This window comes from Stenotrophomonas sp. GD03877 (assembly GCF_029840555.1).
GTDB lineage: Bacteria > Pseudomonadota > Gammaproteobacteria > Xanthomonadales > Xanthomonadaceae > Stenotrophomonas > Stenotrophomonas geniculata.
On the sequence record NZ_JAOCCT010000034.1, the window covers coordinates 19860 to 44923 of the forward strand.

Annotated in this window: 21 protein-coding genes; 10 read left to right on the forward strand and 11 right to left on the reverse strand. The window is 68.0% G+C overall.

The annotated features are described in order from the left end of the window. Positions 1–61: 61 nt before the first annotated feature. The 3 genes from N5D20_RS20260 to baeS all read right to left on the reverse strand — a co-directional run bounded on the left by N5D20_RS20260 (position 62) and on the right by baeS (position 2798). Complete coding sequence (locus tag N5D20_RS20260) at positions 62–592, reverse strand: gamma carbonic anhydrase family protein (protein WP_164191639.1); 531 nt, start codon at positions 590–592, stop codon at positions 62–64. Between the two features lie 116 nt (positions 593–708). After that, positions 709–1398, reverse strand: a complete 690-nt coding sequence (locus N5D20_RS20265) for a response regulator (protein ID WP_197578179.1) — start codon at positions 1396–1398, stop codon at positions 709–711. Beyond that, on the reverse strand, positions 1395–2798 hold the full coding sequence (baeS, locus tag N5D20_RS20270) for a sensor histidine kinase efflux regulator BaeS (protein WP_197578180.1): 1404 nt from the start codon (positions 2796–2798) through the stop codon (positions 1395–1397). Before baeS ends, N5D20_RS20265 begins: the two co-directional genes overlap by 4 nt. Before the next feature lie 117 nt (positions 2799–2915). Here baeS and smeA point away from each other — a divergent pair, with 117 nt between their 5' ends. From smeA to smeC, 3 genes are read left to right on the forward strand one after another with little or no spacing between them, the layout of a single operon-like run. Then, complete coding sequence (smeA, locus tag N5D20_RS20275; RefSeq protein ID WP_049412402.1) at positions 2916–4112, forward strand: multidrug efflux RND transporter periplasmic adaptor subunit SmeA; 1197 nt, start codon at positions 2916–2918, stop codon at positions 4110–4112. Positions 4113–4124: 12 nt separating this feature from the next. Then, positions 4125–7274: a multidrug efflux RND transporter permease subunit SmeB gene (smeB, locus tag N5D20_RS20280; protein WP_197578181.1), complete on the forward strand. Its 3150-nt coding sequence runs from the start codon at positions 4125–4127 to the stop codon at positions 7272–7274. Then, complete coding sequence (gene smeC, locus N5D20_RS20285; RefSeq protein ID WP_197578182.1) at positions 7271–8686, forward strand: multidrug efflux transporter outer membrane subunit SmeC; 1416 nt, start codon at positions 7271–7273, stop codon at positions 8684–8686. Before smeB ends, smeC begins: the two co-directional genes overlap by 4 nt. A 132-nt stretch (positions 8687–8818) precedes the next feature. Here the strand turns inward: smeC and mnmG are convergent, their stop codons facing one another. Both mnmG and N5D20_RS20295 read right to left on the reverse strand, forming a co-directional pair. Continuing rightward, positions 8819–10708, reverse strand: coding sequence for a tRNA uridine-5-carboxymethylaminomethyl(34) synthesis enzyme MnmG (mnmG, locus tag N5D20_RS20290; protein WP_197578183.1), 1890 nt, complete (start codon positions 10706–10708; stop codon positions 8819–8821). Positions 10709–11256: 548 nt separating this feature from the next. Then, positions 11257–11739, reverse strand: coding sequence for a hypothetical protein (locus tag N5D20_RS20295; protein WP_197578184.1), 483 nt, complete (start codon positions 11737–11739; stop codon positions 11257–11259). Between the two features lie 159 nt (positions 11740–11898). On the opposite strand from N5D20_RS20295, the gene N5D20_RS20300 reads away from it, so the two are divergent. Both N5D20_RS20300 and N5D20_RS20305 read left to right on the forward strand, forming a co-directional pair. Beyond that, positions 11899–12861, forward strand: a complete 963-nt coding sequence (locus N5D20_RS20300; protein WP_049435790.1) for a pyridoxal-phosphate dependent enzyme — start codon at positions 11899–11901, stop codon at positions 12859–12861. Beyond that, positions 12846–13490: a YdcF family protein gene (locus N5D20_RS20305; protein WP_197578232.1), complete on the forward strand. Its 645-nt coding sequence runs from the start codon at positions 12846–12848 to the stop codon at positions 13488–13490. Before N5D20_RS20300 ends, N5D20_RS20305 begins: the two co-directional genes overlap by 16 nt. Positions 13491–13654: 164 nt before the next feature. Here N5D20_RS20305 and bioC read toward each other — a convergent pair whose 3' ends face one another. The 5 genes from bioC to bioB all read right to left on the reverse strand — a co-directional run bounded on the left by bioC (position 13655) and on the right by bioB (position 18492). Further along, entirely contained in the window at positions 13655–14539 is an 885-nt protein-coding gene (bioC, locus tag N5D20_RS20310) for a malonyl-ACP O-methyltransferase BioC (RefSeq protein ID WP_010482174.1), read from the reverse strand. Between the two features lie 12 nt (positions 14540–14551). Then, complete coding sequence (locus N5D20_RS20315) at positions 14552–15331, reverse strand: SDR family oxidoreductase (RefSeq protein WP_057502367.1); 780 nt, start codon at positions 15329–15331, stop codon at positions 14552–14554. 29 nt (positions 15332–15360) lie between these two features. Further along, positions 15361–16140, reverse strand: a complete 780-nt coding sequence (gene bioH / locus N5D20_RS20320; protein ID WP_071305544.1) for a pimeloyl-ACP methyl ester esterase BioH — start codon at positions 16138–16140, stop codon at positions 15361–15363. 17 nt (positions 16141–16157) lie between these two features. After that, entirely contained in the window at positions 16158–17381 is a 1224-nt protein-coding gene (gene bioF, locus N5D20_RS20325) for an 8-amino-7-oxononanoate synthase (protein WP_197578185.1), read from the reverse strand. 67 nt (positions 17382–17448) lie between these two features. Next, a complete protein-coding gene (bioB, locus tag N5D20_RS20330; RefSeq protein ID WP_197578186.1) occupies positions 17449–18492 on the reverse strand; it encodes a biotin synthase BioB in 1044 nt (347 codons plus the stop codon). Between the two features lie 203 nt (positions 18493–18695). Here bioB and N5D20_RS20335 point away from each other — a divergent pair, with 203 nt between their 5' ends. From N5D20_RS20335 to N5D20_RS20355, 5 genes are all read left to right on the forward strand, one after another. Then, the gene (locus N5D20_RS20335; protein ID WP_197578187.1) at positions 18696–20021 is read left to right on the forward strand and encodes a chloride channel protein; all 1326 of its coding nucleotides are present in this window, start codon (positions 18696–18698) and stop codon (positions 20019–20021) included. Positions 20022–20168: 147 nt separating this feature from the next. Beyond that, positions 20169–21338, forward strand: a complete 1170-nt coding sequence (locus tag N5D20_RS20340) for an L-dopachrome tautomerase-related protein (RefSeq protein ID WP_197578188.1) — start codon at positions 20169–20171, stop codon at positions 21336–21338. A 96-nt stretch (positions 21339–21434) separates the two neighbouring features. After that, positions 21435–22124, forward strand: a complete 690-nt coding sequence (locus N5D20_RS20345; RefSeq protein WP_197578189.1) for a ComF family protein — start codon at positions 21435–21437, stop codon at positions 22122–22124. A 58-nt stretch (positions 22125–22182) separates the two neighbouring features. Beyond that, positions 22183–22734: an HdeD family acid-resistance protein gene (locus N5D20_RS20350; RefSeq protein WP_006399985.1), complete on the forward strand. Its 552-nt coding sequence runs from the start codon at positions 22183–22185 to the stop codon at positions 22732–22734. Further along, positions 22731–23201 (forward strand): hypothetical protein, encoded by a 471-nt coding sequence (locus tag N5D20_RS20355; protein WP_159360690.1) that lies wholly within the window; start codon positions 22731–22733, stop codon positions 23199–23201. The genes N5D20_RS20350 and N5D20_RS20355 overlap by 4 nt, the downstream gene beginning before the upstream one ends. Before the next feature lie 42 nt (positions 23202–23243). Here N5D20_RS20355 and N5D20_RS20360 read toward each other — a convergent pair whose 3' ends face one another. Continuing rightward, positions 23244–25022: an MFS transporter gene (locus N5D20_RS20360; protein ID WP_197578190.1), complete on the reverse strand. Its 1779-nt coding sequence runs from the start codon at positions 25020–25022 to the stop codon at positions 23244–23246. Between the last annotated feature and the right edge of the window lie 42 nt (positions 25023–25064).

Below are 25064 nucleotides of genomic sequence, written 5' to 3' on the forward strand. Positions count from 1 at the left end.
GGTCTCGACAGGTCCTGGTCGGGCCCAGACTTTAGCAGAGCCGCATGGCAGCGTCGGGGGCTCAGCCCCGGTATTCGTCCTTCAGCCGCACGTAGTGGTCGGCCGAGTAATGCAGCGCCTCGATCTCCTTGTCACTCAGCGTGCGTGCCGGCCGGGCCGGGTTGCCGACCCACAGCTCGCCTTCGCCCACCACCTTGCCCGGGCCGACCACCGCACCGGCGCCGACGAAGCCATGGCGCTCCACGCGGGCGCCGTCGAGGATGCAGGCGCCCATGCCGATCAGGCTGTAATCGCCGATCGTGCAGGCGTGGATGATGCAGCCGTGGCCGACGGTCACGCCTTCGCCGATCAGGGTCGGGTAGCCGGCCTTGTTGTACGGGCTGTGGTGGCTGACATGGATGATGGTGCCGTCCTGCACGTTGGTGCGCGCACCGATGCGCACGTAATTGACATCGCCGCGGATGACCGTGCCCGGCCACACCGACACGTCGTCGGCCAGCTCCACGTCACCGATGACGGTGCAGGCCGGGTCGATGTACACGCGCTCGCCGAGGACGGGCATCTTGTCGCGGAAGGGGCGCAGCGGGTTCATCGAAGTCTCCGGAAATCAGTGCGTTCGCGACGATGATACCTGCGTGGTGCGTTGTAGAGCCGAGCTCATGCTCGGCTCCCAGCACAGCCGAGCATGGGCTCGGCTCTACAGGGAGCTCAGGGTTCGTAGCTGTAGCCCATGCCGTACACCGAACGGATCGGCTCGCCTTCCATGCCGGCGTCGGCCAGCTTGCGGCGCAGGTTGCGCACATGGCTGTCGACGGTGCGGTCGACCACCACGCGATGGTCCAGGTACAGCCGGTCGAGCAGTTCATCGCGCGCCCAGATCCGGCCTGGCGTGGCCAGCAGCGTGCGCAGCAGGCGGTATTCCACCGGGGTCAGGTCCAGGCCCTTGCCGTTCCAGGTGGCGCGTGCGGCCGGCTCGTCGATGTGCAGGCCACCATTGGCGCGCGCACCCGGGTCTGGGCGGTAGCGGCGCAGCACCGCCATTACCCGAGCGACCACTTCGCGCGGACTGAACGGCTTGCAGATGTAGTCGTCGGCACCGATCTCCAGGCCCAGCAGGCGGTCGATCTCTTCCACCCGTGCGGTGACCATGATGACCGGCACATCGCTGCTGGCGCGCAGTTCGCGGCACAGGTCCACGCCGTCGCGCCGCGGCAGCATCAGGTCCAGCAGCACCAGATCGGGCTGGTAGCGCGCGAACGCGTCGATCACCTGGCCACCGTCGTCCACCCACTCGCTGGCCATGCCGGCAGCGGCCAGGTAGTCGCGCAGTACCGAGGCCAGGCGTGGCTCGTCCTCGACGATCAGGATCTTCGCGGACGTGGCGGGCGACGTGCTCATGCAGGCTCCGGCAGGGTGATGACCACGCGCAGCCCGCCCAGTGGCGAGGGCTCGGCGTGGATGACGCCGTGGTGGGCGAGGATGATGTTGTGGCTGATGGCCAGGCCCAGCCCGCTGCCACCACTGGCACGATTGCGCGAACTCTCCACGCGGTAGAAGCGTTCGAACAGCAGCGCGCACTTGTCGGCCGGCACGCCCGGCGCGGTGTCTTCCACGATCAGCTGCACGCCGGCAGGCACGTGCGCTGCCTGCACGAGTACGCGGCCACCGGCGTGGGTGTAGCGCAGTGCATTCTCCAGCAGGTTGGCCAGCACCTGCTGCAGGCGCCGTTCGTCACCGGACACCTGCAACGGCATGGCGGGCAGATTTTCCTCCAGCGCCAGGCCTGCATTGGCGAAGCGCACGCGCATGCCGTTGAGTTCGCTGCGCAGCAGCGCCGCCAGGTCCAGTGGCGCGAAGCGGTACGCCAGGCCGCCGGACTGGGTCATCGACAGGTCGTGCAGGTCGTCGATCAGCTTGCCCAGCTGGCGGATCTCGCCCTGCAGGCCCACCAGGTTGGAGCGGTCCAGCGGACGGATGCCATCTTCGATCGCCTCCAGCTCGGCGCGCACCACCGCCAATGGCGTGCGCAGCTCATGCGAGATGTCGGCGATGAAGGCGCGGCGGTTGCGCTCGGTATCGTCCAGCGCCTGCGCCATCCGGTTGAAGTCGTTGACCAGTGCGTCCAGCTCATCGTCGCTGGTGCGCTCGATGCGGATGGCGTAGTCACCGGCCGCCAGCCGGTGCGTGGCCGCGGCCAGCTTGGCCAGGCGCTGGCGCAGCGCCCGCGATACCAGCCAGGCCAGCAGTACCGTCACCAGCAGTAGGGCGATGCCGATCACCCACCAGGCGCGCACCTGGGTGTTGTAGAAATTCAGGTCGTTGGTGGCGATGACGGTCTGGAACGGCACCATGCCCAGCCAACCTACGGTCTGCCCGTCCACCTGCACCGCGTGCGGCTCGTCATCGCTGGTGGCATCGGGGTTGCCGGCCACGAAGCGGTGCTGCGCATCGAACAGGCCCAGCCGCGATGGCACGCCGGTCTGGTCGGACAGCGGCGGCACCGGTCCTTCGTGGCCGTGGGCCAGATCCGGGCGCAGCAGCCGCGCCCAGCGGTCGCCATCACCGTGCAGATGTTCCCAGCCACCGTGCTCGCGGTACTCGCGTTGCAGGTGTGGCATCAGCCGCTGCATGCGCAGGTCGCCCTGGTCGTTGAGGTAGTCCAGGAAGCCGGTCTGGAAGGCCACGCGGCTGGCAATACCGTTCACTGCCAGCACCAGCAGGCAGGCGGTGAAGATCGCGAGGAAGGTCTTCGCGGTCAGGCCGAATTTGAGTCGAATCTTCGCCATCGCGGAGGCCATTAGCGGCGCATGCGGCGCCGAAAGCAAGCGCCAGCTGAGCCGGTCGCACAATCTCCATATTCTCTGCACAGTTCCACGGCAGCGTGCACGGGTCAACGCAAGGCCCCCACGCCCCCCATGTCCCTCCTGCGCCCGCTGTCCCGTTCCCCGCGTCCCCTGCTGCTGCCCCTGCTGCTGGCCCTGGCGGCCTGTTCGGCGGGCAGGACTGAAGCACCGGCCATGCCCGAAGTGGGCGTCATCACGGCCAGCGCGCAGCCGCTGGCACTACAGCAGACGCTGCCCGGCCGCGCCGTGCCGTTCGAGATCTCCGAGGTGCGGCCGCAGATCGGCGGCCTGATCCGCCAGCGGTTGTTCACCGAAGGCCAGCAGGTCAAGGCGGGGCAGCTGCTGTACCAGGTCGATCCGGCGCCATACCAGGCGGCCTTCGATACCGCCCGCGGGCAGCTGGCGCAGGCCGAGGCCACCGTGTTGTCGGCACAGCCGAAGGCCGAGCGCACCCGCGCGCTGGTGAGCATGGATGCGGCCAGCAAGCAGGATGCCGACGACGCCACCTCGGCGCTGAAGCAGGCGCAGGCCAACGTGATTGCCGCGCGCGCTGCATTGCAGGCCGCCCGCATCAACCTCGACTACACGCGGGTGACCGCGCCCATCGACGGTCGCATCGGCACCTCCAGCGTGACCGCTGGTGCACTGGTCGCGGCCGGGCAGGACGCCGCGCTGACCACCATCCAGCGGCTGGACCCGGTGTACCTGGATGTCACCCAGTCCAGCACGCAGATGCTGGCGCTGCGCAAGCAGCTCGATGCCGGCCTGGTGAAGGCCATCGATGGCAAGGCACAGGTGAAGGTGCTGCTGGAGGACGGCAGCACCTATGCGCACGAAGGCACGCTGGAGTTCGTGGGCAGCGCGGTCGATCCGGGTACCGGCAATGTGGTGCTGCGTGCGGTCATTCCGAACCCGGACGGCCTGTTGCTGCCCGGCATGTACCTGAAGGCGGTGCTGCCGATGGCCACCGACGCGCGCGCGCTGCTGGTGCCGCAGAAGGCGGTGACGCGCAACGAACGCGGCGAGCCGCTGCTGCGCTTGCTCGACGCCAGGGATCATGTGGTCGAGCGTCGGGTCAGCACCGGCCAGGTGGTCGGCAACCAGTGGCAGATCACCGATGGTCTCAAGACCGGCGAACGGGTGATCGTCAGCAACGGCAGTGCGGTATCACTGGGCCAGCAGGTGAAGGCGGTGGCGGCCACCACGGCGCAGCTGGCGGCGATGCCGGCGATCGACCCGAACGGCAACACCGACGAAAAGTCGCACTGAGGCCTGCCGCGTATGGTTCGTTTCTTCATCGACCGGCCGATCTTCGCCTGGGTGATCGCCATTGCGGTCAGCCTGCTCGGCCTGCTTGCGATCCTGATCCTGCCGGTGGACCGCTACCCGCAGATCGCCCCGCCCACCATCACCATCCGTGCCACCTACACCGGTGCCTCGTCGCAGACCGTGGAAAATGCGGTCACCCAGGTCATCGAGCAGTCGCAGCAGAGCCTCGATCACCTGATGTACATGACCTCGACCAGTGCCTCCGACGGCTCGGCGCAGGTCAACCTGGTGTTCGCCACCGGCACCAATCCGGACACCGCGCAGGTGCAGGTGCAGAACCAGCTGCAGGCGGCCATGGCCACGCTGCCGCAGGCGGTGCAGCAGAACGGCCTGACCATCACCAAGTCCAGTGGTTCGATCTTCGAGGTGCTGTCGTTCACCAGCGAAGACGGCAGCATGGACAACTTCGATGTCGCCAACTTCATGGAAGCGCGCATCGATGACCAGATCAGCCGCGTCAGTGGTGTCGGCAACATCCAGCCGATCGGCCAGGAGTACGCCATGCGCATCTGGCTGGACCCGGAGAAGATGCGCCAGTACGCGCTGATGCCGTCGGACATCGAGACCGCGCTGCAGGCGCAGAACACCGACGTATCGGCCGGTGAACTCGGCGGCCAGCCGGCGCTGAAGGGCCAGCAGCTCGACGCCACGGTGACCGCGCGCAGCCGCCTGCACACGCCCGAACAGTTCGCGCAGGTCGTGCTGAAGGCCGACGCCAACGGCAGCGTGGTGCACCTGGGCGACGTGGCGAAGATCGGCCTGGGGCCGGAGAGCTACGACAGCATCAGCACCTTCAACGGCAAGCCGTCTGCGTCGCTGGGTATCGAACTCAATGCCGGTGCCAACGCCATCGCCGTGTCAAAGGCCATCGATGCACGGCTTCAACAGCTGCAGAAGTATTGGCCGCATGGCTACACCGCCCACGTGGCGTTCACTACCACGCCGTTCGTGACCATCTCGCTGAAGGAAGTGGTGATCACCCTGATCGAGGCGATCATCCTGGTGGTGCTGGTGATGTACCTGTTCCTGCAGAACTGGCGCGCCACCCTGATCCCGACCATCGCGGTGCCGGTGGTGCTGCTGGGCACGTTCGGCGTGCTGGCCGCGTTCGGCTACTCGATCAACACGCTGACCATGTTCGCGCTGGTATTGGCCATCGGCCTGCTGGTGGACGATGCCATCGTGGTGGTGGAGAACGTGGAACGGGTGATGACCTTCGAAGGGCTGGCGCCGAAGCCGGCCACGCTGAAGGCGATGGGCCAGATCACCGGCGCGCTGGTCGGCATCGTGCTGGTGCTGACCGCGGTGTTCCTGCCGATGGCGTTCTTCAGCGGTGTCACCGGCGTGATCTACCGCCAGTTCTCGGTGACGATTGCTGCAGCGATGATCCTGTCGGTGCTGGTGGCGATGACCATCACCCCGGCGCTGTGCGGCAGCATCCTGCACCAGATTCCCAAGGGCGGCCATCCGCACGGCGACCACGGCGGCGAACCGAGCCTGCTGGGCAAGTTCTTCATCTGGTTCAACCACCGTTTCGAGCGCACCTCCAACGGCCTGCGTCGTCGGGTGGATGGCTTCCTCGGTCGGCGCACGCTCGGCGTAGTGTTCTACCTGGTGCTGAGCGTGGTCACCGGCCTGCTGCTGTGGCACCTGCCTGGCGCGTTCCTGCCCGACGAGGACCAGGGCATGCTCAACGCGCTGGTGAAGCTGCCGGCCGGCGCCACGCTGGAACAGACCCGTGCTGTGATGGATCGCCTCAGTGCCGCCGCAGTAAAAGACGACAGCGTGCTGTCGATCCAGGCCACCGCCGGCTTCAGCGTGACCGGCAGCGGCCAGAATGTCGGCCAGGCCTTCATCCGCCTGAAGGACTGGGATGACCGCAAGGATGATGCCGATACCATCGCCGCACGGTTGACCAAGGCCATGGCCAGCGTGCCCGATGCGCAGGTGTTCATCACCTCGCCGCCGGCCATCCTCGGCCTGGGTGACGCGGGCGGATTCACCCTGGAACTGCAGGACGAAGGCGGTGCCGGCCATGCCGCCGCCGTGGCTGCACGCAACACATTGCTGAAGGAGGCCGCAAGGGATCCAAAGCTGGTCAACGTGCGCTATGCCAGCCTGGAGGACGCGCCGGTATACGCAGTGAAGGTGGATGACGCCAAGGCGCAGGCGATGGGCGTAAATCCGCAGGACATCAACGACACCTTGAATGCCGCGCTGGGCGGCGACTTCGTCAACAACTTCATCTACAAGGGCCGCATCAAGAAGGTCTTCATCCAGGGAACCGCCGAAGCGCGCATGCAGCCGCAGGACATCGAGCGCTGGAGCGTGCGCAACCAGGCCGGTCAGATGGTGCCGCTCTCATCGCTGGTCAGCGCGCACTGGTCCAGCGCACCGGCCGCGCTGCAGCGCTACAACGGCATCTCGGCGATGGAGATCACCGGCCAGCCGGCGCCGGGCGTCAGCTCCGGCGAGGCGATGGCCGAGATCGCGCGCCTGGCCGATACGCTGCCGGAAGGCTTCAGCCACGCCTGGTCGGACATGGCCTACCAGGAACAGCTGTCGGGCAACCAGGCGCCGATGCTGTACGCCATCTCACTGCTGTTCGTATTCCTGTGCCTGGCCGCGCTGTATGAAAGCTGGGCGGTGCCGTTCGCGGTGATGCTGGCGGTGCCAGTGGGCGTGTTCGGTGCGGTGCTGATGATGAACCTGCGCGGCCTCAACAACGACGTGTACTTCCAGGTCGGCCTGTTGACCACGATTGGCCTGGCGGCCAAGAACGGCATCCTGATCGTCGAGTTCGCGCGCATCCTCGAACAGCAGGGCAAGAGCACCCGCGAGGCGATCCTGCAGGCGGTCTACCTGCGGTTGCGGCCGATCGTGATGACCTCGCTGGCCTTCCTGATGGGTGTGCTGCCGCTGGTGTTCGCCACCGGCGCCGGTTCGGCCGCGCGCCGTTCGCTGGGTACCGGCGTGGCCGGCGGAACGGTTGCCTCGATGGTGCTGGGCATGTTCTTCGTGCCGTTGTTCTACCTGCTGGTGCGCCGCCTGTTCCCGGGGCGCGCAGCGACTCACGCCACTGCCCAGGAGGCAAGTCCATGAAGCCGATGCTGCTGCGCGTCCTGGCGGCCGCGACGATGACCGCTGTGCTCGGTGGCTGCGTGAGCATGGCGCCGCGTTACCAGCGTCCCGAGGCGCCGGTGCCGGTGCAGTTCGGCAATGCCGCTGCCGGCGACGCCGGGCCGGTACTGGCGATGCCGGCATGGCGTGAGGTGTTCCTCGAACCGCGCCTGCAGCAGGTGATCGCGCTGGCGCTGCAGAACAACCGCGACCTGCGCGTAGCGGTGCTGCAGGTGGAGAAGGAACGCGCGCAGTACCGCATCCAGCGTGCGGCGCTGCTGCCGCCGGTGGATGCCAGCGGCAGCGTCACCCGTTCGCGGGTCAGCGATGCGAACAGTGAGACCGGTGCCACCCAGGTGACCGAATCCGACGCGGTGCAGGTCGGCATCAGCAGCTGGGAGCTGGACCTGTTCGGGCGCATCCGCAGCCTGAAGAACGAGGCCCTGCAGAACTGGTTGGCCAGTGCCGAGAACCAGCGTGCGGCGCGCACCAGCCTGGTCGCCGAAGTGGCGACGGCGTGGCTGGCGCTGGCGGCCGATGGGCAGTCGCTGGCATTCACGCAACAGACCCTGGACAGCCAGCAGCAGACTCTGCAGCGCACCGAGGCCCGCCATGCGCAGGGGCTGGCCTCGGGGCTGGACCTGTCGCAGGTACAGACCAGCGTGGAAGCCGCGCGCGGAGCGCTGGCCAAGCTGCAGACGCAGCAGGCGCAGGATCGTGATGCATTGCAGCTGTTGGTGGGGGCGCCGCTGGATCCGGCCCTGCTGCCGACCGCGCAGACGCTGGATGGCAGCGTCGCGCTGGCACCGCTGCCCGCCAACCTGCCTTCCAGCGTGCTGCTGCAGCGCCCGGACGTGTTGTCCGCCGAACACGCGCTGCAGGCGGCCAATGCCGATATAGGCGCCGCGCGCGCCGCGTTCTTCCCGACGCTGACATTGACTGCCAACTACGGCCACAGCTCCACCGCGTTGTCGACGCTGTTCTCGGCTGGTACCCGTGGCTGGTCGTTCGCGCCCAGTATCACTACTCCGATCTTCCATGCCGGCGCACTGAAGGCGTCGCTGGATGCCTCGAAGATCGGCAAGGACATCGGCATCGCGCAGTACGAGAAGGCGATCCAGCAGGCTTTCAGCGAAGTGGCTGATGCGCTGGCCACGCGTGATCATCTGGCCGCGCAGATGGACGCGCAACGCGCGCTGGTTGCTGCCAGCCAGCGCAGCTACATGCTGGCCGATGCGCGTTACCGCACCGGGCTAGACGGCTACCTGCAGTCGCTGGACGCACAGCGCAACCTGTATGCCGCGCAGCAGGACCTGATCGCACTCCAGCAGCAGGAAGCGGGCAACCGGGTGACCTTGTTCAAGGTGCTGGGCGGCGGCGCGGACGCACGGTAACGCGTTCGCCAATGTGGGTGTGTGTTCCGCTCCGGTGGGTGCCGAACTTGGCCGGCACACATGCATGGAGCATCGCGATCGGATGATTTGTGCCGACCAAGGTCGGCACCCACCAGAGGCAGGTGCGACCGCTTATGCCACGCGGCCGCGGCGTGCGCGTTCCAGATGCACCAGCAGCAGCGAGATCGCCGCCGGCGTCATGCCGGGAATCCGCTGTGCCTGGCCGATGGTCTGCGGGCGTACGCGCTCCAGCTTCTGCAGCGCCTCGGCCGACAGCCCGCGCACCGTCGCGTAATCGAAGGCTTCAGCGATCGGCGTGGCTTCGTGCCGCTGCTGGCGCTCGATTTCCTCGCGCTGGCGATCCAGATAGCCGGCGTACTTCACGCCGATCTCCACCTGTTCGGCCACTTTGGCGTCGGCTACCGCCGGGCCCAGCGACGGCACCTGCATCAGCTGCGCGTAGTCCAGCTCCGGGCGCTTGATCAGGTCCAGCACGTTGGTTTCGCGGCTGACCGCCACGCCCAGCGTGTCCTGCACTTCGCGGCCCAGCGCATTGGCCGGGGTTGCCCACAGTGCACCCAGGCGTGCGCGCTCGGCGGCGACGGCGGCCTGCTTGGTCTCGAACGCGTTCCAGCGGCGGTCATCCACCAGGCCCATTTCGCGGCCGGCCGGGGTCAGGCGCTGGTCGGCATTGTCCTCGCGCAACTGCAGGCGGTACTCGGCGCGGCTGGTGAACATGCGGTACGGCTCGTTGGTGCCGTGGGTGATCAGGTCATCCACCAGCACGCCCAGGTACGCCTCGTCGCGGCGCGGGCACCAGCCGTCCAGCCCGCGCACCTGGCGTGCAGCGTTGAGGCCGGCCAGCAGGCCCTGCGCGGCGGCTTCTTCATAGCCGGTGGTGCCGTTGATCTGGCCGGCCAAGAACAGGCCGTTGACCAGCTTGGTTTCCAACGAGGCCTTCAGCCCGCGCGGATCGAAGAAGTCGTATTCGATGGCATAACCGGGGCGGGTGATGTGCGCGTTGGCGAAACCGCGGATGCTGCGCACCATCTCCAGCTGCACGTCGAACGGCAGCGAGGTGGAAATACCGTTGGGGTAGATCTCGACGATGCCCAGGCCTTCCGGCTCGACGAAGATCTGGTGGCTGGCCTTCTCGGCGAAGCGCACCACCTTGTCTTCGATGGACGGGCAGTAGCGCGGGCCGATGCCCTCGATCTGGCCGCTGTACAGCGGCGAGCGGTGCAGCGCGTCGCGGATGATCTGGTGGGTCTGTTCGGTGGTGTGGGTGATCCAGCAGCTGACCTGCTGCGGATGCTCCTCCACCGAGCCGAGGAAGGACATCACCGGGCGCGGCGTGTCGCCCGGCTGCTCGTCCATCACGCTGTAGTCCAGCGAGCGGCCATCGATGCGCGGCGGCGTGCCGGTCTTCAGGCGGTCGACCTGGAACGGGCGCTCGCGCAGGCGCGCGGCCAGCGTGGTGGCCGGCGGGTCGCCCATGCGGCCGGCGGCATACTGGGTCGGGCCGACATGGATCTTGCCGGCCAGGAAGGTGCCGGCGGTCAGCACCACGGCTTCCGCGTCGAAGCGCAGGCCGGTCTGGGTGATGACCCCGCGCACGGCGTCGCCTTCGATGACCAGGTCATCGACGGCGGCCTGGAACACGGTCAGGTTGGCCTGGCCTTCAACGATGGCGCGGATCGCCATGCGGTACAGGTTGCGGTCGGCCTGGCAGCGGGTGGCGCGCACGGCCGGGCCCTTGGAGGCGTTGAGCGTGCGCCACTGGATGCCGGCGCGGTCGGCGGCATGCGCCATCGCACCGCCCAGGGCGTCGATTTCCTTGACCAGGTGGCCCTTGCCGATGCCGCCGATGGCCGGGTTGCAGCTCATCGCGCCCACCGTTTCGATGTTGTGGGTCAGCAGCAGGGTGCGCACGCCGGTGCGGGCCGCGGCCAGCGCGGCTTCGGTGCCGGCGTGGCCACCGCCGATGACGATGACGTCGTAACGATGGAAGGACGGGTTCATGGGGGCTGTTCAGCTGGGGGCGGGCGCGGCCGGGGGGCGGCGCCGGGGTGGCGATTTTAGCGCCATTCGGGGCCGGGACGCCGGTGCAGGCCGGTTGGCGGCGAAATCGGCCCTAAAGTTGGCAGGATTTTTGCAGATAACCCAATAGCACCCACCGTGGCTGGCGCCGTAGGCGCCCGTGACCGGAATTGGAACAGGGGCCGGTACAGGCGCACGGTGGGGGAGCAGAGGGCCGGCAGTCGGGGGACTGTCCGGCCCTGTTTTTTTGGGCTGTCGGGAAGGCGCCATCCACGCATGGCGTGGATCTACTGAAGCTGGGGCCTTCGCCGGTTGGCGACCTGACAAAACAAACGGCCCCGCATTGCGGGGCCGTCTGCCTTCAGAGGTGCCGACATCCGACAGGGCCGGAACAGGGGGGATCCAGATGTTCCTGTCGGATATCGACGTAGAGCTTTTTGCGGCGGCCCGTGTCGTTTTTGTCACTTTGTGACGCGGGCTGTCACTGTCCGCGTAGATTGCGGCTTAGACCGTGTGAAATGCAAGACGGTTCAGCGCTCAACTGTGCGCTGCGTCGCACGATCCATGTTGCGCCAGGGGGAACCGTTCATCCTCGGCGCACTCGGTGCCGGTGCCGGACGGGCCTGCGGCGGGGGCGCCGACGGCTGCGCGTTCGACTGCGGCGGACGGCGCATCGAGTCCATGTTCCGCCACGGCGAACCACCGTTGTACGACGGTCGCGACGGCGGCGGACGGTGCTCGCCACCATTGCCCGGGCGCGGCGGCGGGCGATGGTTGTGCGGCGGGCGGTAGATCGGGCGCGAGTAATACGGATTGCCGTAGCCGCCGTAGTAGCCGCCATAGCCACCGTAGTAGGGGCCGTAGTTGTAGGGATAGCCGGCCGGGTAGCGGTACTCCACCGACGGCGCACCGTGGTAGTAGCTGCCGCTGCGGCCGCCGCCGACATAGTCGTAGGTGGTGCAGCCGGTCAGGGCCAGCAACAGGCCACCGGCAAGCATCAGGCGCGTTTTCATGGTGGGTCCCCCCAGAGGACGGGTGTGCAGTCAGCTTCGGGCGCCAGCGTTGAATCGGCCCTTAATTCCGCCGGCCAGGATGAATGGAGGCGTAGGGCTGCATGCTGGCATGACCTGTGTCCCGGTCGCCAGCGCGAAGCCATACGTTAATCTTGCGTCATGAGCGATTCACTGTTGCCCCGCGCCGATGACGTCCTGCTTGCTGCGGCGAGGATCGCCCCGCACGCCAGCGTGACGCCGGTGCTGCGCTCGCGCACGCTCGATGCGCTGGCCGGCGCGCAGCTGGCGTTCAAGGCCGAGCACCTGCAGCGCGGTGGCGCGTTCAAGTTCCGTGGTGCCTGCAATGCGGTGTGGTCGCTCGATGCCGATCGCGCCAGTGCCGGTGTGGTGACCCATTCCTCCGGCAACCACGGTGCCGCGCTGGCCCTGGCCGCGCGCACGCGTGGCATTCCCTGCCATGTGGTGGTGCCGGAAGGGGCGGTGGCGGCCAAGCTGGCCAACATCGCCCGCCACGGCGCCACGCTCTGGCGCTGCCCGCCGACCATCGCCGACCGTGAGGCCACCTGCGCCAGGGTGCAGGCCGATACCGGCGCGACCCTGGTCCATCCGTATGCGGACCCGGCGGTGATGGCCGGGCAGGGCACGGCGGCCTTGGAACTGCTGCACAGCGACGGTCCGTTCGATGTGCTGGTGGTGCCGGTGGGCGGCGGTGGCCTGGCCAGCGGTACCGCGCTGGCCCTGCAGCACGCCAGTCCGCACACGCGGCTGGTGCTGGCCGAGCCGGCCGGTGCCGATGACACCGCGCGCTCGCTGGCCGCTGGCGTGCGCCAGGGCGCGTTCACCCCGGACACGGTCTGCGATGGCCTGCGCACCCTGATCGGTGCGCCCAATTTCGAACTGCTGAGTGCCGCCGGTGCCGAGGTGATCGTGGTCGATGACACCGCGACGCTGGCAGCGATGCGCCTGCTGTGGGAGGTGCTCAAGCAGGTGGTCGAGCCGTCCTCGGCCACCGTACTGGCCGCGGTGCTGGCACAGCCGCAGCGTTTTGCCGGCCTGCGCGTGGGCCTGGTGCTGTCCGGCGGCAACGTCGACCTGCCCGCGTTGCGCTGGGGGGCGCCATGAGCCGCGACCGGCATCGGCCTCGCACCGGCCTGCTGGGCTGGCTGTGGCGGCTGTTTGTCCTGCTGGTGATCTGGCTGCTGGGCGTGACTGCCTGGATTGTCTGGGTCGGCGAGCGCGACCAGGCCGCCAAGGCTGATGCCATCATCGTGCTGGGTGCGGCCGCCTATGACGCCAAGCCATCTCCGGTGTTCGAAGAACGTATCCGGCATGGACTGGACCTGTACGAGGCCCAGTACGCGCCGCTGCTGATCTTCACCGGCGGCTATGGCGGCATTGGCGCGCGCTTTTCCGAATCACAGGTGGCGCGGCGTTATGCGCTCAAGCATGGCGTGCCGGACGACGCGATCCTGATCGAGACCGCGTCGCGCAATACCGTGCAGAACCTGGTCGAAGCCAAGCGACTGATGGACCAGCGCGACCTGCACCGCGTGATCATCGTCAGCGACCCGTTGCACATGGCGCGCGCGCTGCGCCTGAGCAAGGCACTGGGCATCGATGCGCTGGCCTCGTCCACGCCCAGCACGCGCTTCCGCAGCTTCCACACCAGCTGGCGCTTCCTGGTGCAGGAAATCTATTTCTTCCACCGCGACCTGGTGCGCCCGCCGCTGAGCTCGCCGGCCAATACCTGAGGCGGAAGCCTGCATTGGGTGGGTGCCGACCTTGGTCGGCACAATCTGTCAGATCGCGATGCCGCCGGCACTGTGCCGACCAAGGTCGGCACCTACCGGAGCGGGTTCCGTGCATGAATCGGTAGTCGCCGACCGTGGTTGGCGCATGACCTGCGGTCGCTCGATCAGGTCTGCTTGCGCCGGATCGGAATCGCCGACACCGGCACCGAGGCCACGTCATGCCCGCCTTCGCGGATTGGTGCGCCGGGGTCCGGTGCCCAGGCATGGGCATAGATCACTTCCCAGCTGCTGGGCAGCTTGCCGTCGGCGCGCCGCATCGGTTCATACGCCGCTGCCGCCGCCGCGAAACGGCTACGCCCGGTCAGTGTGTGGCGGCGGTCCACCCGCGCGTTGGTCGCGCCCATCGCGCGCAGTTCGCGCATCAACGAGGGCAGGTCGTCGTAGGTCAGGGTGAACAGATCGCGATCCAGCACCGGGTCGCGGAAGCCCGCCATCATCAACGCATCGCCGAACTGGGCGATCTGCGCGAAGCGGCTCACGTGCGGGCGGTCATCGGCGGCCGCGAAGGCTTCGTTGAGTTCGATCAGGGTTTCCGGGCCGAAGGTGGAACACAGCAGCAGGCCACCGGGCTTGAGCACGCGACGGAAGCCTGCGAACACCGCCGGCAGGTCGTCCACCCACTGCAGGCACAGGTTGCTGAAGATCACATCCACGCTGTTGTCCGCCAACGGCAATGCGGCGGCGTCGCCGCACAGGCGCTGGAACGGCTTCCACCAGCCGGCCTGGCGCTTGGCCTGGTCCAGCATCGGCAGCGCCACGTCCAGCGCGATCACCTGCGCCTTCGGCCAGCGCTTCTTCATCAACGCGCTGGCGTGGCCGGTGCCGGCACCGATGTCCAGCACCACCTCGGGCTTGCGTGCCTCCAGGTAGTCCAGCGATTCGATCAGCCGCGACTGCACCTCGCGCTGCAGGGCGGCAGCGGCGTCATAGCTGCTGGCGGCACGCGCGAACGCGCGGCGGACATGGCGGGCATCGAAGTGGGACGGCATTGCGAAAGTCTCTTAGAACGTACCGGGGTAGGCGCCGCCGTCGATCAGCAGGTTCTGTCCGGTGAGGTAACCGGCCTGTGCACTGCACAGGAAGGCGCAGGCGGCGCCGAATTCGTCAGGCATGCCGAAGCGGCCGGCGGGAATCTGCTGGCGGCGGCGTTCGGCGACTTCGCCGGCATCGCCGTCCTTGCCCGCACTGTGGGCGAAGTTGGCGCGCAGGCGGTCGGTGTCGAACTGGCCGGGCAGCAGATTGTTGATGGTGACGTTGTGGGCCACCGTGCGGCGCGCCAGGCCGGCGACGAAACCGGTCAGGCCACTGCGCGCGCCGTTGGACAACGCCAGGATGTCGATCGGGGCTTTCACCGCCGACGAGGTGATGTTGACGATGCGGCCGAAGCCGCGCTCGATCATCGCGTCGACGGTGGCGCGGATCAGCGCGATCGGCGCCAGCATGTTGGCGTCCAGCGCGGCAATCCAGTCGTCGCGTTCGAAATTGCGGAAATCACCGGGCGGCGGACCACCGGCATTGTTGACCAGGATGTCCACCTGCGGGCAGGCGGCCAGCGCCGCCGTACGGCCGGCCTCGGTGGTGACGTCGGCGGCGACGGCGCGCACCTCACCGGCACCGGGCAGTGCACGCAGTTCGTCGGCGGCGACCTTCAGTGCAGCCTCGCCACGCGCCACGATCACCACGTTCACGCCCTCGCGTACGAGCGCACGCGCGCAGCCCAGGCCCAGCCCCTTGCTTGCGCCGCAGACCAGTGCCCAGCGGCCGTTGATACCCAGATCCATGCGTCAATCCTGCGGAATTCGGAGGGGGCTCATTGTCCGCCATCGGCCGGTGACAGGCCGGCAACGAAGTGTTGCAGGGCGGCAGCCACTTCGTCGGCATGGCCGAGGAAGGGCGCATGGCCGCCGTGGGCGATGGTCAGCGCCTGCGCACCCGGGGCCAGCGCCGCAGCGGCCTCCATGGCGACCGGTGACACCAGGCGGTCGCGCTGGCCGGCGATCCACAGGCTGGGCTTGCCCAGCGTCGGCAGTGCCCCGCGCAGGTCGGTGCTCTCCAGCAGGCGCAGGCCTTCCAGCAGGGCGCGTTCGGTGGGCGCACCGCGCTCGACCAGGCGCTGGCGCAGGGTGCGCAGTTCCTCGCGGGCATGCGCCGAGCCCATCACGTCCAGCGCGAGGAAGCGTTCCAGCGTGCCCCCGAAGTCGGTCGCCAGCTCACGCCCGAACTGCTCGAATACTGCCGGTTCGACCGCGTGCGGCCAATCCTCGCCACGCACGAAGCGCGGCGTGGCGGCGATCATCGCGAGGCCGCGGACCTTCGGCAGCGTGGCCGCCGCATGCAGTGCGAACAGGCCACCCAGCGACCAGCCGCACCACACCGCCGGCGGTGTGGCCGCGGCAATGGCACTGACCACGAACGGCAGGCGCAGCGGCGTGGTGTCGTCGCGGCTGTGGCCATGGCCGGGCAGGTCGACCAGGTGCAGGGTGAACTGGTCTGCCAGGCGCTGCACCAGCGGCGCGAATACACCGCCCTGCAGGGCCCAGCCGTGGATCAGTACCAGGTCCGGCCCACGGCCGGTGACGTCAATATGCATGGGCAACGACACGGAACTCAGGCAAAAGCGGGCAGCGGCGGTGGCGCGGCTTCACGCACGGCCAGGGTCACGCGATCGCGCGCGCTGGCGATGGCCTCCACCAGGCCACGCACCTGTTCCGGCGTATGCAGCGCGGACAGTGTCACGCGCAGGCGTGCCTTTCCTTCCGGTACCGTCGGCGGGCGGATTGCACCGACCAGCCAGCCGGCCTGTTCCAGCGCCGTGGACATCGCCATGGCGCTGTGATCATCGCCGCACAGCAGCGGCTGGATCGGTGTCTCCGAAGCCATCAGGTCCAGGCCATGGCGACGCGCTTCACTGCGGAACAGCGCGATCAGGTCGGTCAGCTTGGTGCGACGCCAGTGGTCGCGGCGCGCCAGGCGCACTGCTTCAAGCGCAGCGGCGGCCATCGCGGGTGGCACGGCGGTGGTGTAGATGTACGGGCGCGCGGTTTCGGCCAGATGCTCGATCAGGTCGTCGCGGCCCAGCACCAGCGCACCGGAACCGCCCAATGCCTTGCCCAGTGTGACCAGCTGCAGCGGTACGTCGTCCACGCCCAGCCCGGCGGCGGCCACGGCACCACGGCCATCACCGACCACGCCGACACCGTGCGCATCATCCACATAGAACAGCGCCTGCTGCAGGCGTGCCACAAGCGACAATGCACGCAGCGGTGCGATGTCGCCATCCATGCTGAAGACACCGTCGGTGGCCAGCATTGCCGCGCCATCGGGCGCGTGCTTGAGCTGGCGCATTGCGCCTTCCGCATCCAGGTGCGGATAGCGGCGCAGACGTGCACCGGCCAACCGGGTCGCATCGAGCAGGCTGGCGTGGTTGAGCTTGTCCTGCACGCAGACATCGTTCTCTTCGCTCAGCAGTGCCTGCTGCACCGCCAGATTGGCGGCGAAGCCACTGCCGAACAGCAGCGCACGCGGGTAGCCCAGCCACTCGGCCACCTCGCGTTCCAGCGCCTCATGCAGCGCGTGGTGGCCGCAGACCAGGTGCGAGGCACCGGCGCCAGCACCTTCGCGTGCGGCGGCGTCCTGCAGCGCGTTGACCACGCTGAACTGCTGGGCCAGGCCCAGGTAATCGTTGCTGCAGAAGCCTGTCAGCCACTGGCCGTCCACTTCCAGGCGCACGCCATCACGACGGGTGACCGTGCGTCGCGGGCGGCGACGGCCTTGGGCATCGCGCAGAGCGCGCTGGGCGTGGAGGCGGGCGGTCAGGTCGGGGCGGGCCATGGTGGCTGAATGCGTCGACGGGGCGGCTAGGGTAGCGCGTTGCCGCGGCGCCTGCTTGCGGCCCGTCTCAGGCCGCGTGAGCGCGGCCGCAGCCGGGCGTATCGGCACTGATATCGGCGTGCACGGTACCGCCGTGGTCGTGGCCTTCGGCATCCACCTGCACCGCCATCGGCTGCAACCCCAGCCGAGCGAACAGGGTCATGTCGCGCTCGCTTTCCGGGTTGCCGGTGGTCAGCAGCTTGTCGCCGTAGAAGATCGAGTTGGCACCTGCCAGGAAACACAGCGCCTGCAGTTCGTCACTCATCGCCTCGCGCCCGGCCGACAGCCGCACCATCGAACGCGGCATGGCGATGCGCGCCACCGCGATCATGCGCACGAACTCGAACGGGTCCAGCTCGGCACTGCCATGCAGCGGCGTGCCCGCCACCTGCACCAGCTTGTTGATCGGTACTGAATCGGGATGCGCCGGCAGCGTGGCCAGTGCCAGCAGCAGGCCGACGCGCTGCGCGCGCGTCTCGCCCATGCCGACGATGCCACCGCAACAGGTTTTCAGGCCTGCATCGCGGACGTGCTCCAGCGTATCCAGACGGTCCTGGTACTGGCGCGTGTGGATGATCGAATCGTAGTAGTCCGGCGCGGTGTCGAGGTTGTGGTTGTAGTAGTCCAGGCCTGCATCTTTCAGCGCACGCGCCTGCTTGCCGCTGAGCATGCCCAGCGTGGCGCAGGTTTCCAGACCCAGCGCCTTCACCCCGGCGATCATCGCCGCCACCTTCGGGATGTCGCGATCCTTCGGCGAACGCCATGCGGCGCCCATGCAGAAGCGCGATGCACCGGCGGCCTTGGCCTGGCGTGCCTTGGCCAGCACCGCATCGGTGTCCATCAGCTTCTGCGCGTTCACCCCGGTGCTGTAGCGCTGTGCCTGCGGGCAGTACGCGCAATCCTCCGGGCAGCCGCCGGTCTTCACCGACAGCAGCGTGGACACCTGCACCTGCGATGGGTCGAAGTGCTCGCGATGGACCGCTGCGGCGCGGAACAGCAGCTCGGGGAACGGCAGCTCGAACAGCGCCTGCAGTTCGTCGTGTTGCCAGTCGTGGCGGATGGCAGCAGCCATGGCGGGACCTTGGGTACGAGTGGAGCGAGGGCGGCAGTGTGGGTGGGTTGATGAACCCTGTCAACCTCAATGTTGTTATTGTGGTTTACGGTTGGCCGCTCCCATCAAGCTTGGCGGAAACGCCGCATTTCACCGCATCCTGCAAGGGCTGCGGCCAAAGTGGCCGCTGCCCAACGGAAGCGCTGGCGCGCAGACTCTTTCCCATGACCGATCTCCATCGCCTTCGCGGCCGCATCACCGCGCTGGTTCTCAGCGAAGCCTGGCGCCGCCGCGCCGCGCTCTGGGGCGGCGCCGTGGCCGTGGCGCTGGTGGCGATCCTGTTCGCCAAGGCCAGCGACGCGGCGTTCCATCTGTTCCAGCGCATCACGTCGCACTCGCCGTGGTGGGCCCTGCTGCTCACGCCGGGCATCTTCGCGCTGCTGGCCTGGTTGACCGCCGGTGTGCTGAAGCCCACGCGCGGCAGCGGCATTCCGCAGGTCATCGTCGCGTTGGACAAGGCCGATGAGCCGTTCCGGAAGACCAACCTTTCACCCGCGGTTTCGGCCGGCAAGCTGCTGCTGACCTCGCTGTCACTGCTGGGTGGCGCCTCGGTGGGCCGCGAGGGCCCGACTGTGCACGTAGGCGCCAGCTTGATGTACCTGTTCGGCCGCTGGTTCGGTTTCAAGGATCCCCGCGAGCTCTCGCACTTCCTGCTGGCCGGTGGTGCGGCGGGTATCGCGGCGGCGTTCAACACGCCGCTGGCCGGCATCGTCTTCGCCATCGAGGAGCTCAGCGGTCGTTTCGAGCATCGCTTCTCGGGCACCCTGTTGACTGCGGTGATCGTCGGTGGCGTGGTGTCGCTGGGCCTGTTGGGCAACTACACCTATTTCGGCCATGTGAGCGCACGCCTGCCGCTTGGCCAGGGCTGGCTGGCAATCCTGCTGTGCGGCGTGGTGGCGGGCCTGCTGGGAGGCCTGTTCGCGCGTGCGGTGCTGGCCAGTGCGGCGGGCCGCCCGCGCTGGCTCGGTCAACTGCGGCAGCGGCATCCGGTTCTGTTGGCCGCAGGCTGCGGCCTGGTGGTGGTACTGCTCGCCCTGGTCTTCGGTGAAGGCGCGTTCGGCACCGGCTACGAGCAGGCGCGCAGCCTGGTGCAGGGGCAGGCGATGGTCGGCCACGAATTCGGGCTGATGAAGCTGCTGGCCAACCTCGCATCCTACGTAGCCGGTATTCCTGGTGGCTTGTTCTCACCCGCGCTGGCGGTCGGCGCGGGACTGGGCCACAACCTGGCGGTGCTGATGCCGGGCGTGGACCCGCGCGCGTTCGTGCTGCTGGGCATGTGTGCTTACCTGACCGGCGTCACCCAGGCGCCACTGACCTCGGCGGTGATCTCGCTGGAGCTGACCGACAGTGGTGATCTGCTGCTGCCGATCCTGGCCACGGTGCTGATCGCCCGTGGCGTGTCCGGGCTGGTCTGCCGGGTGCCGATCTACCGTGGGTTGGCGGAGTTGTTGATGGTGCCGAAAGCAGAGCCAGCGGATAGGCATCACTGATTACCTTGATCAACAGGATCAATCAGGTCGAAATCTTCACTTTTGCAGTGAAGCTGATTACCCGTTGCACCGTCTACCCGATGCCGGGTGCGCCGCTGAAGATGCGTCGACACCGGGGCTGTACCCGGACTTGCATCGAGAGCAACCATGATCAACTGTCGTATCCGCAGCCTGGCGGCTGCCGTCCTAGCCCTGGCCAGTTCCCCCGCGCTGGCGCTGGCAGGCACGCCTGTGCTTCCCAGCGAACGCAGCATCGGTGTCATCGAGCCGGTGGCGCGTTTCGAAGGTGCGATGCCCACCAGCGTGGCGGTGTCCGAGACCGGGCGGATCTTCGTCAACTTCCCGCGCTGGGGCGATGAGGTGGCCTACAGTGTGGCCGAGTGGCGCGATGGCCGTGCCGTGCCCTATCCGGATGCGCGCATCAACCGCAAGGACGATCCCGACCCGGCAGCACACTTCATCAGCGTGCAGAGCGTGGTGGCCGATGGCCAGGGCCGGTTGTGGGTGCTGGATACCGCCGCGCCCGGGTTCTCTGCGCCACAGGCCGGCGGCGCCAAGCTGGTGGCAATCGATCTGGCCACCAATACCGTGGCCAAGACCCTGGTGTTCCCGGCCAACATCATCGACGCGCGTACCTACGTCAACGACGTGCGCTTCGATTTCCGTGTCGGCCGCGAGGGCGTGGCCTACGTGACCGACTCGTCACTGAGCGGCATTGGCAGCATCATCGTCATCGACCTCGCTACGGGGGCGGCATCCAAGCGTCTGATCGGTCATGTATCCACCTCGGCCGATCCCGCGTTCGTGCCGATCGTGGAGGGCCGGCAGATGCGGTTGCGCAAGGCCGACGGTTCGTCGGCACCGTTCACCGTTGCCGCCGATGGCATCGCGCTTTCGCCGGATGGAAGTACGCTGTTCTACACGCCACTGTCCAGCCGCCATCTGTACAGCGTGCCAACCGCACTGTTGCGCGATCCGAAGGTGAGCGAGGCGGCGCTGGCTGCTGCGGTCGTTGACCTGGGCGAGAAGGGCGCCTCCGATGGCATGGAGATGGACGCCAACGGCCGGCTGTATGCCAGCGATTACGAGCACAATGCCATCCATGCCCGCGATGCGCAGGGGCGCTGGACGACCGTGGTGCACGATCCGCGCATCCTGTGGCCGGATACCTTGTCGATGGGGCCGGATGGCTACCTGTACTTCACCGCCAACCAGCTGCATCGGCAGGCCGGATTCAATGGCGGCGTTGATCGCCGGCAGACGCCGTACATGGTGTATCGCACCCGGGTGGATGCGAAGCCTGCGCCGACGCGGTGAGGTGATCGGGGCAAAAGGTGGGAGATGAAAATGCCTACGGGTCGTTGAGGGCCCCCCCGATGGCAACGCGCTGACGGCGGCGACATGCTGAAGCGCATGTCTGCCTTCTTCGACGTGGGCCGCCACGTGCAGGCCGCACTTCGTGTGCTGCTACCGCTCCGTTGCCTGGTCTGCGGTGACCCGGGCCACGATGGACTCGATCTCTGCGATGCCTGCCTGGCCGGACTGCCCTGGGCCGGCCGGGCCTGCCTGCGCTGCGCGCTGCCGTTGCCGGACACCGCATTGATCGTCTGCGGCACCTGCCGCGAGGAGGTACCGCCACAGGCCGCCACGCATGCGAGCCTGCTGTACCTGCCGCCGGTCGACCAGTTGCTGGTCCGCTACAAGTTCCATCAGGATCTGGCGGCGGGGCGCCTGCTGGCGCAGCTGATGCAGCGCGCGCCGCCGCCGTGGTGGTGTCCGCCGCTGGTGCCGGTGCCGCTGCACAGGCGACGCCTGCGCCAGCGCGGCTACAACCAGGCCGCAGAGCTGTGTCGCCTGCTGCCGATGCCGGTCTGGCAGGGCCTGTACCGGCGTCGCCACACCGCGCCGCAGTCCGAACGCACGGCCGAACAGCGCAGGGAGAATCTGTTCGATGCGTTTGCTGTCCGTGGTCCGGTGCCCTCGCGGCTGACCGTGGTCGATGACGTGATGACCACCGGCAGCACGGTGATGGAGGTCGCCGAGACGCTGCGCCTGGTCGGCGCTGGGGAGGTGCGCGTGTGGGTATGTGCGCGGGCGCCGTGATCGCCCTCTTCATCCACAGGGGCTAGGATGAGGCCGGTTCCGGATCGAAGGAGTGGTCATGAATTCCCCCTTGTCTCCCTTGTTGTCGGCGGTTGGGCGCAGCTGGTGGATCCTGCTGCTGTACGGGCTCGTCGCACTGGGTTTTGGCATCGTTGCCATTGGCTGGCCGCTGTCCGCAGCGATGGCACTGGCGTGGACACTGGGCGTGATGGCCATCGTTGAAGGCGTCATCAGCCTGTTCGCACTGGTCAGCGGCGGCAGTGGTGCCTCGCGTGGCTGGTTGGCGCTGTATGCCATCGCTTCGCTGGGCTTCGGCATCCTTGCGGTGATCAACCCGCTGGCCACCGCCAGCGTGCTGGTGCTGTTCCTGGCCGCGTGGCTGCTGGTGGCCGGCATCTATCGCATCGTGTTCGCGATCCGCGTGCGCAAGCAGATCCAGGGCGAGTGGCTGCTGATCCTCAGTGGCGTGCTGGCGGTGGTGCTGGGCCTGCTGTTTGCTGCAAATCCGTATGCGGGCGTGGCGGTGACCACGCTGTGGATCGGTATCGGCAGCCTGCTGTATGGGCTGCTGCAGGTACTGGTGGCCTTCAAGCTGCGGAAGCTGAAGTGAGGGCTGCGCTTCCGCTGTTGCTGGGCGTGGCGTTGACCCTGACCGGATGCATGCCGGGCGCTGCGCCCGGTACCTTGGCAGGGAAGGATCATGCGCCACGCCCCGGCGTGGATGTGCGCCTGAGTGCGGTCGATGCAGCCGGCAAGGGCAGATCGGTGCAGTGGCAGGGCGAAACCCTAGCCCTGCGCGAGCCGCCGATTGCCGGCAGTGCCGACATCGCCGATGTGCGCTACGTACTGGACGAGGCCAAGCAGCCCGGCCTGCAGATCCGCTATCGGCCCGAAGCGCACCAGCGCATCCACGATGGCACGGCAGCACTGGTCGGTCAGCGTGCGGCGCTCAGCGTGGATGGCCGCGTGCTGATGGTGGCGACGGTGCAGGGACCGTTCGGCGAATCGATGATGCTGAGCGGGTTGCCCAGCGTTGCCGAGGCGCAGGCGCTGGCCAAGCACATCACGGGCGAGTGACGGGCGCGCCAACACCCCCACGCTGCGCGCGGAGGTCGACCGCTACCGGGCGAACCGGGCTTCGATCTCTTCCAGTGACTTGCCCTTGGTCTCCGGCAGCCAGAACGCGGCCACCAGGAAGAACACGAAGGTGCACGCCGCCCAGAACACGAACATGCTGGCGTAGCCGTAGTGGCCCACCGTGGGCAGGAAGATGGCGGCGATGGTGGTGGACACGAACTGGTTGATCAGCAGCGCGATGCTCATGCCATTGGAGCGGATGCGGTTCGGCATCAGCTCCGACAGTGCCAGCCACACGCATACGCCGGGGCCGACGGCGAAGAAGGCGACAAACACCAGGATGCAGGTGGCCACGGCCCAGCCGTGTGCCGGTGGCGGCACCGGGCCGATGCGGGCCTGCTCGATGCGCAGCGTTGCCTGCGCGGCACTGGCCGGGTCGGCGAACGGGTTCAGATGGAGTTTGCGGAAGAACGCACCGATCACGCTGTCGGGCTGCACGGTGCCGGCACGCTCGATGTGCAGTTCGCGATCAATCAAGTTGTCGCTGCGCAGGGCGCGCACGTTGGTGAAATCACCATAGGCGTACGACACGGTCAGCTGCATCGGTCGGCCCTGGCTGTCGATGCCATTGCTCAAGCGCTGCCACTGCGCGTCATCCAGCACCAGCTGCAGGCCGTCGCCGCTGACCGCCGCCTGCAGTTGCGGCTGCACGTCGGCACGACCGCGCTCGGCCTGGAAGAACAGCGTGGCCGCCGCCAGCAGGGCCACACAGATACCGCCACTGCCCAGCATCAGCAGGAATTTGCGGCCCTTGCGGTCGACCAGCAGCAGCGCGACCACGGTCATCACCGCGTTGAGCAGCTTGATCGCCACGTCTGCACCGTTGGCCACTGAACCGGACAGGCCGGCCTGGTTGAGGATGTTGACCGCGTAGGCCAGCACCGAGTTGATGCCGGTGGCCTGGGTGCATGCCAGCACCACGCAGGCCAGCACGAACGGCACCACGTAGCGGCGGCTGAGCAGCGGGTCGCGCTTGCCGTCGCTGCTGCTCGATTCCGGCGTCTGGATCTGGGCCAGCGTGGGCTCGACGTCTGCGGCGGGGAGGACGCGCTGAAGGCTGCGGCGGGCTTCATCGATGCGGCCGCGGCGCACCAGCCAGCGTGGTGATTCGGACAGCCAGAAGATACCGGCGCAGAACAGCAGGCCGGGCGCCAGGCAGGTCCAGAAGATGGTGCGCCAGGCGTGGTCCTTCACCGTGAACAGTTCCTGCGCCTGCTGCGCGACCGGCAGCGAGCGCACGGCCTCGGCGGCGGCATCCACGGCATGGGCGTGGTACAGGCCGATCAGGGCTGCCAGCACCAGGCCAACGGTCAGCAGCAGCTGGAACATGGCCGCGCCGCGCCCGCGCCGTTCGGGGCTGAGCACTTCGGCCAGGTACAGCGGAATCACGACGCCGATCAGACCGCCACTGATGCCCTGCAGCAGGCGTCCCAGCAGCAGCGGCGTGTAGCCGGAGGCCAGTGCCATGATCGGAATCGAGGCGGTGAACAGCAGGCCGGCCAGCAGCATCGCGCCGCGGCGGCCAATCAGGTCGGCGATCATGCCGGCGAACAGCGAGGACAGCACGCTGCCCAGCAGTACGGCCGCCACCACGAAGCCGAGCTGCTGGCTGCTGAGCTGCCAGGCGTGGCTGGCGGTCGCTTCAAGATAGGGCAGGGCACCGGCGATGATGCCGATGTCGATGCCGTACAGCAGGCCACCGAGGCCGCCGATGAAGAGCAGGTAGCGTACGGGCCAGCGCGGAGCGGTGCTTGCGGTCATCGGCAGTTCCTGTGGTAGCGCCGGGCCACGCCCGGCGGCGGT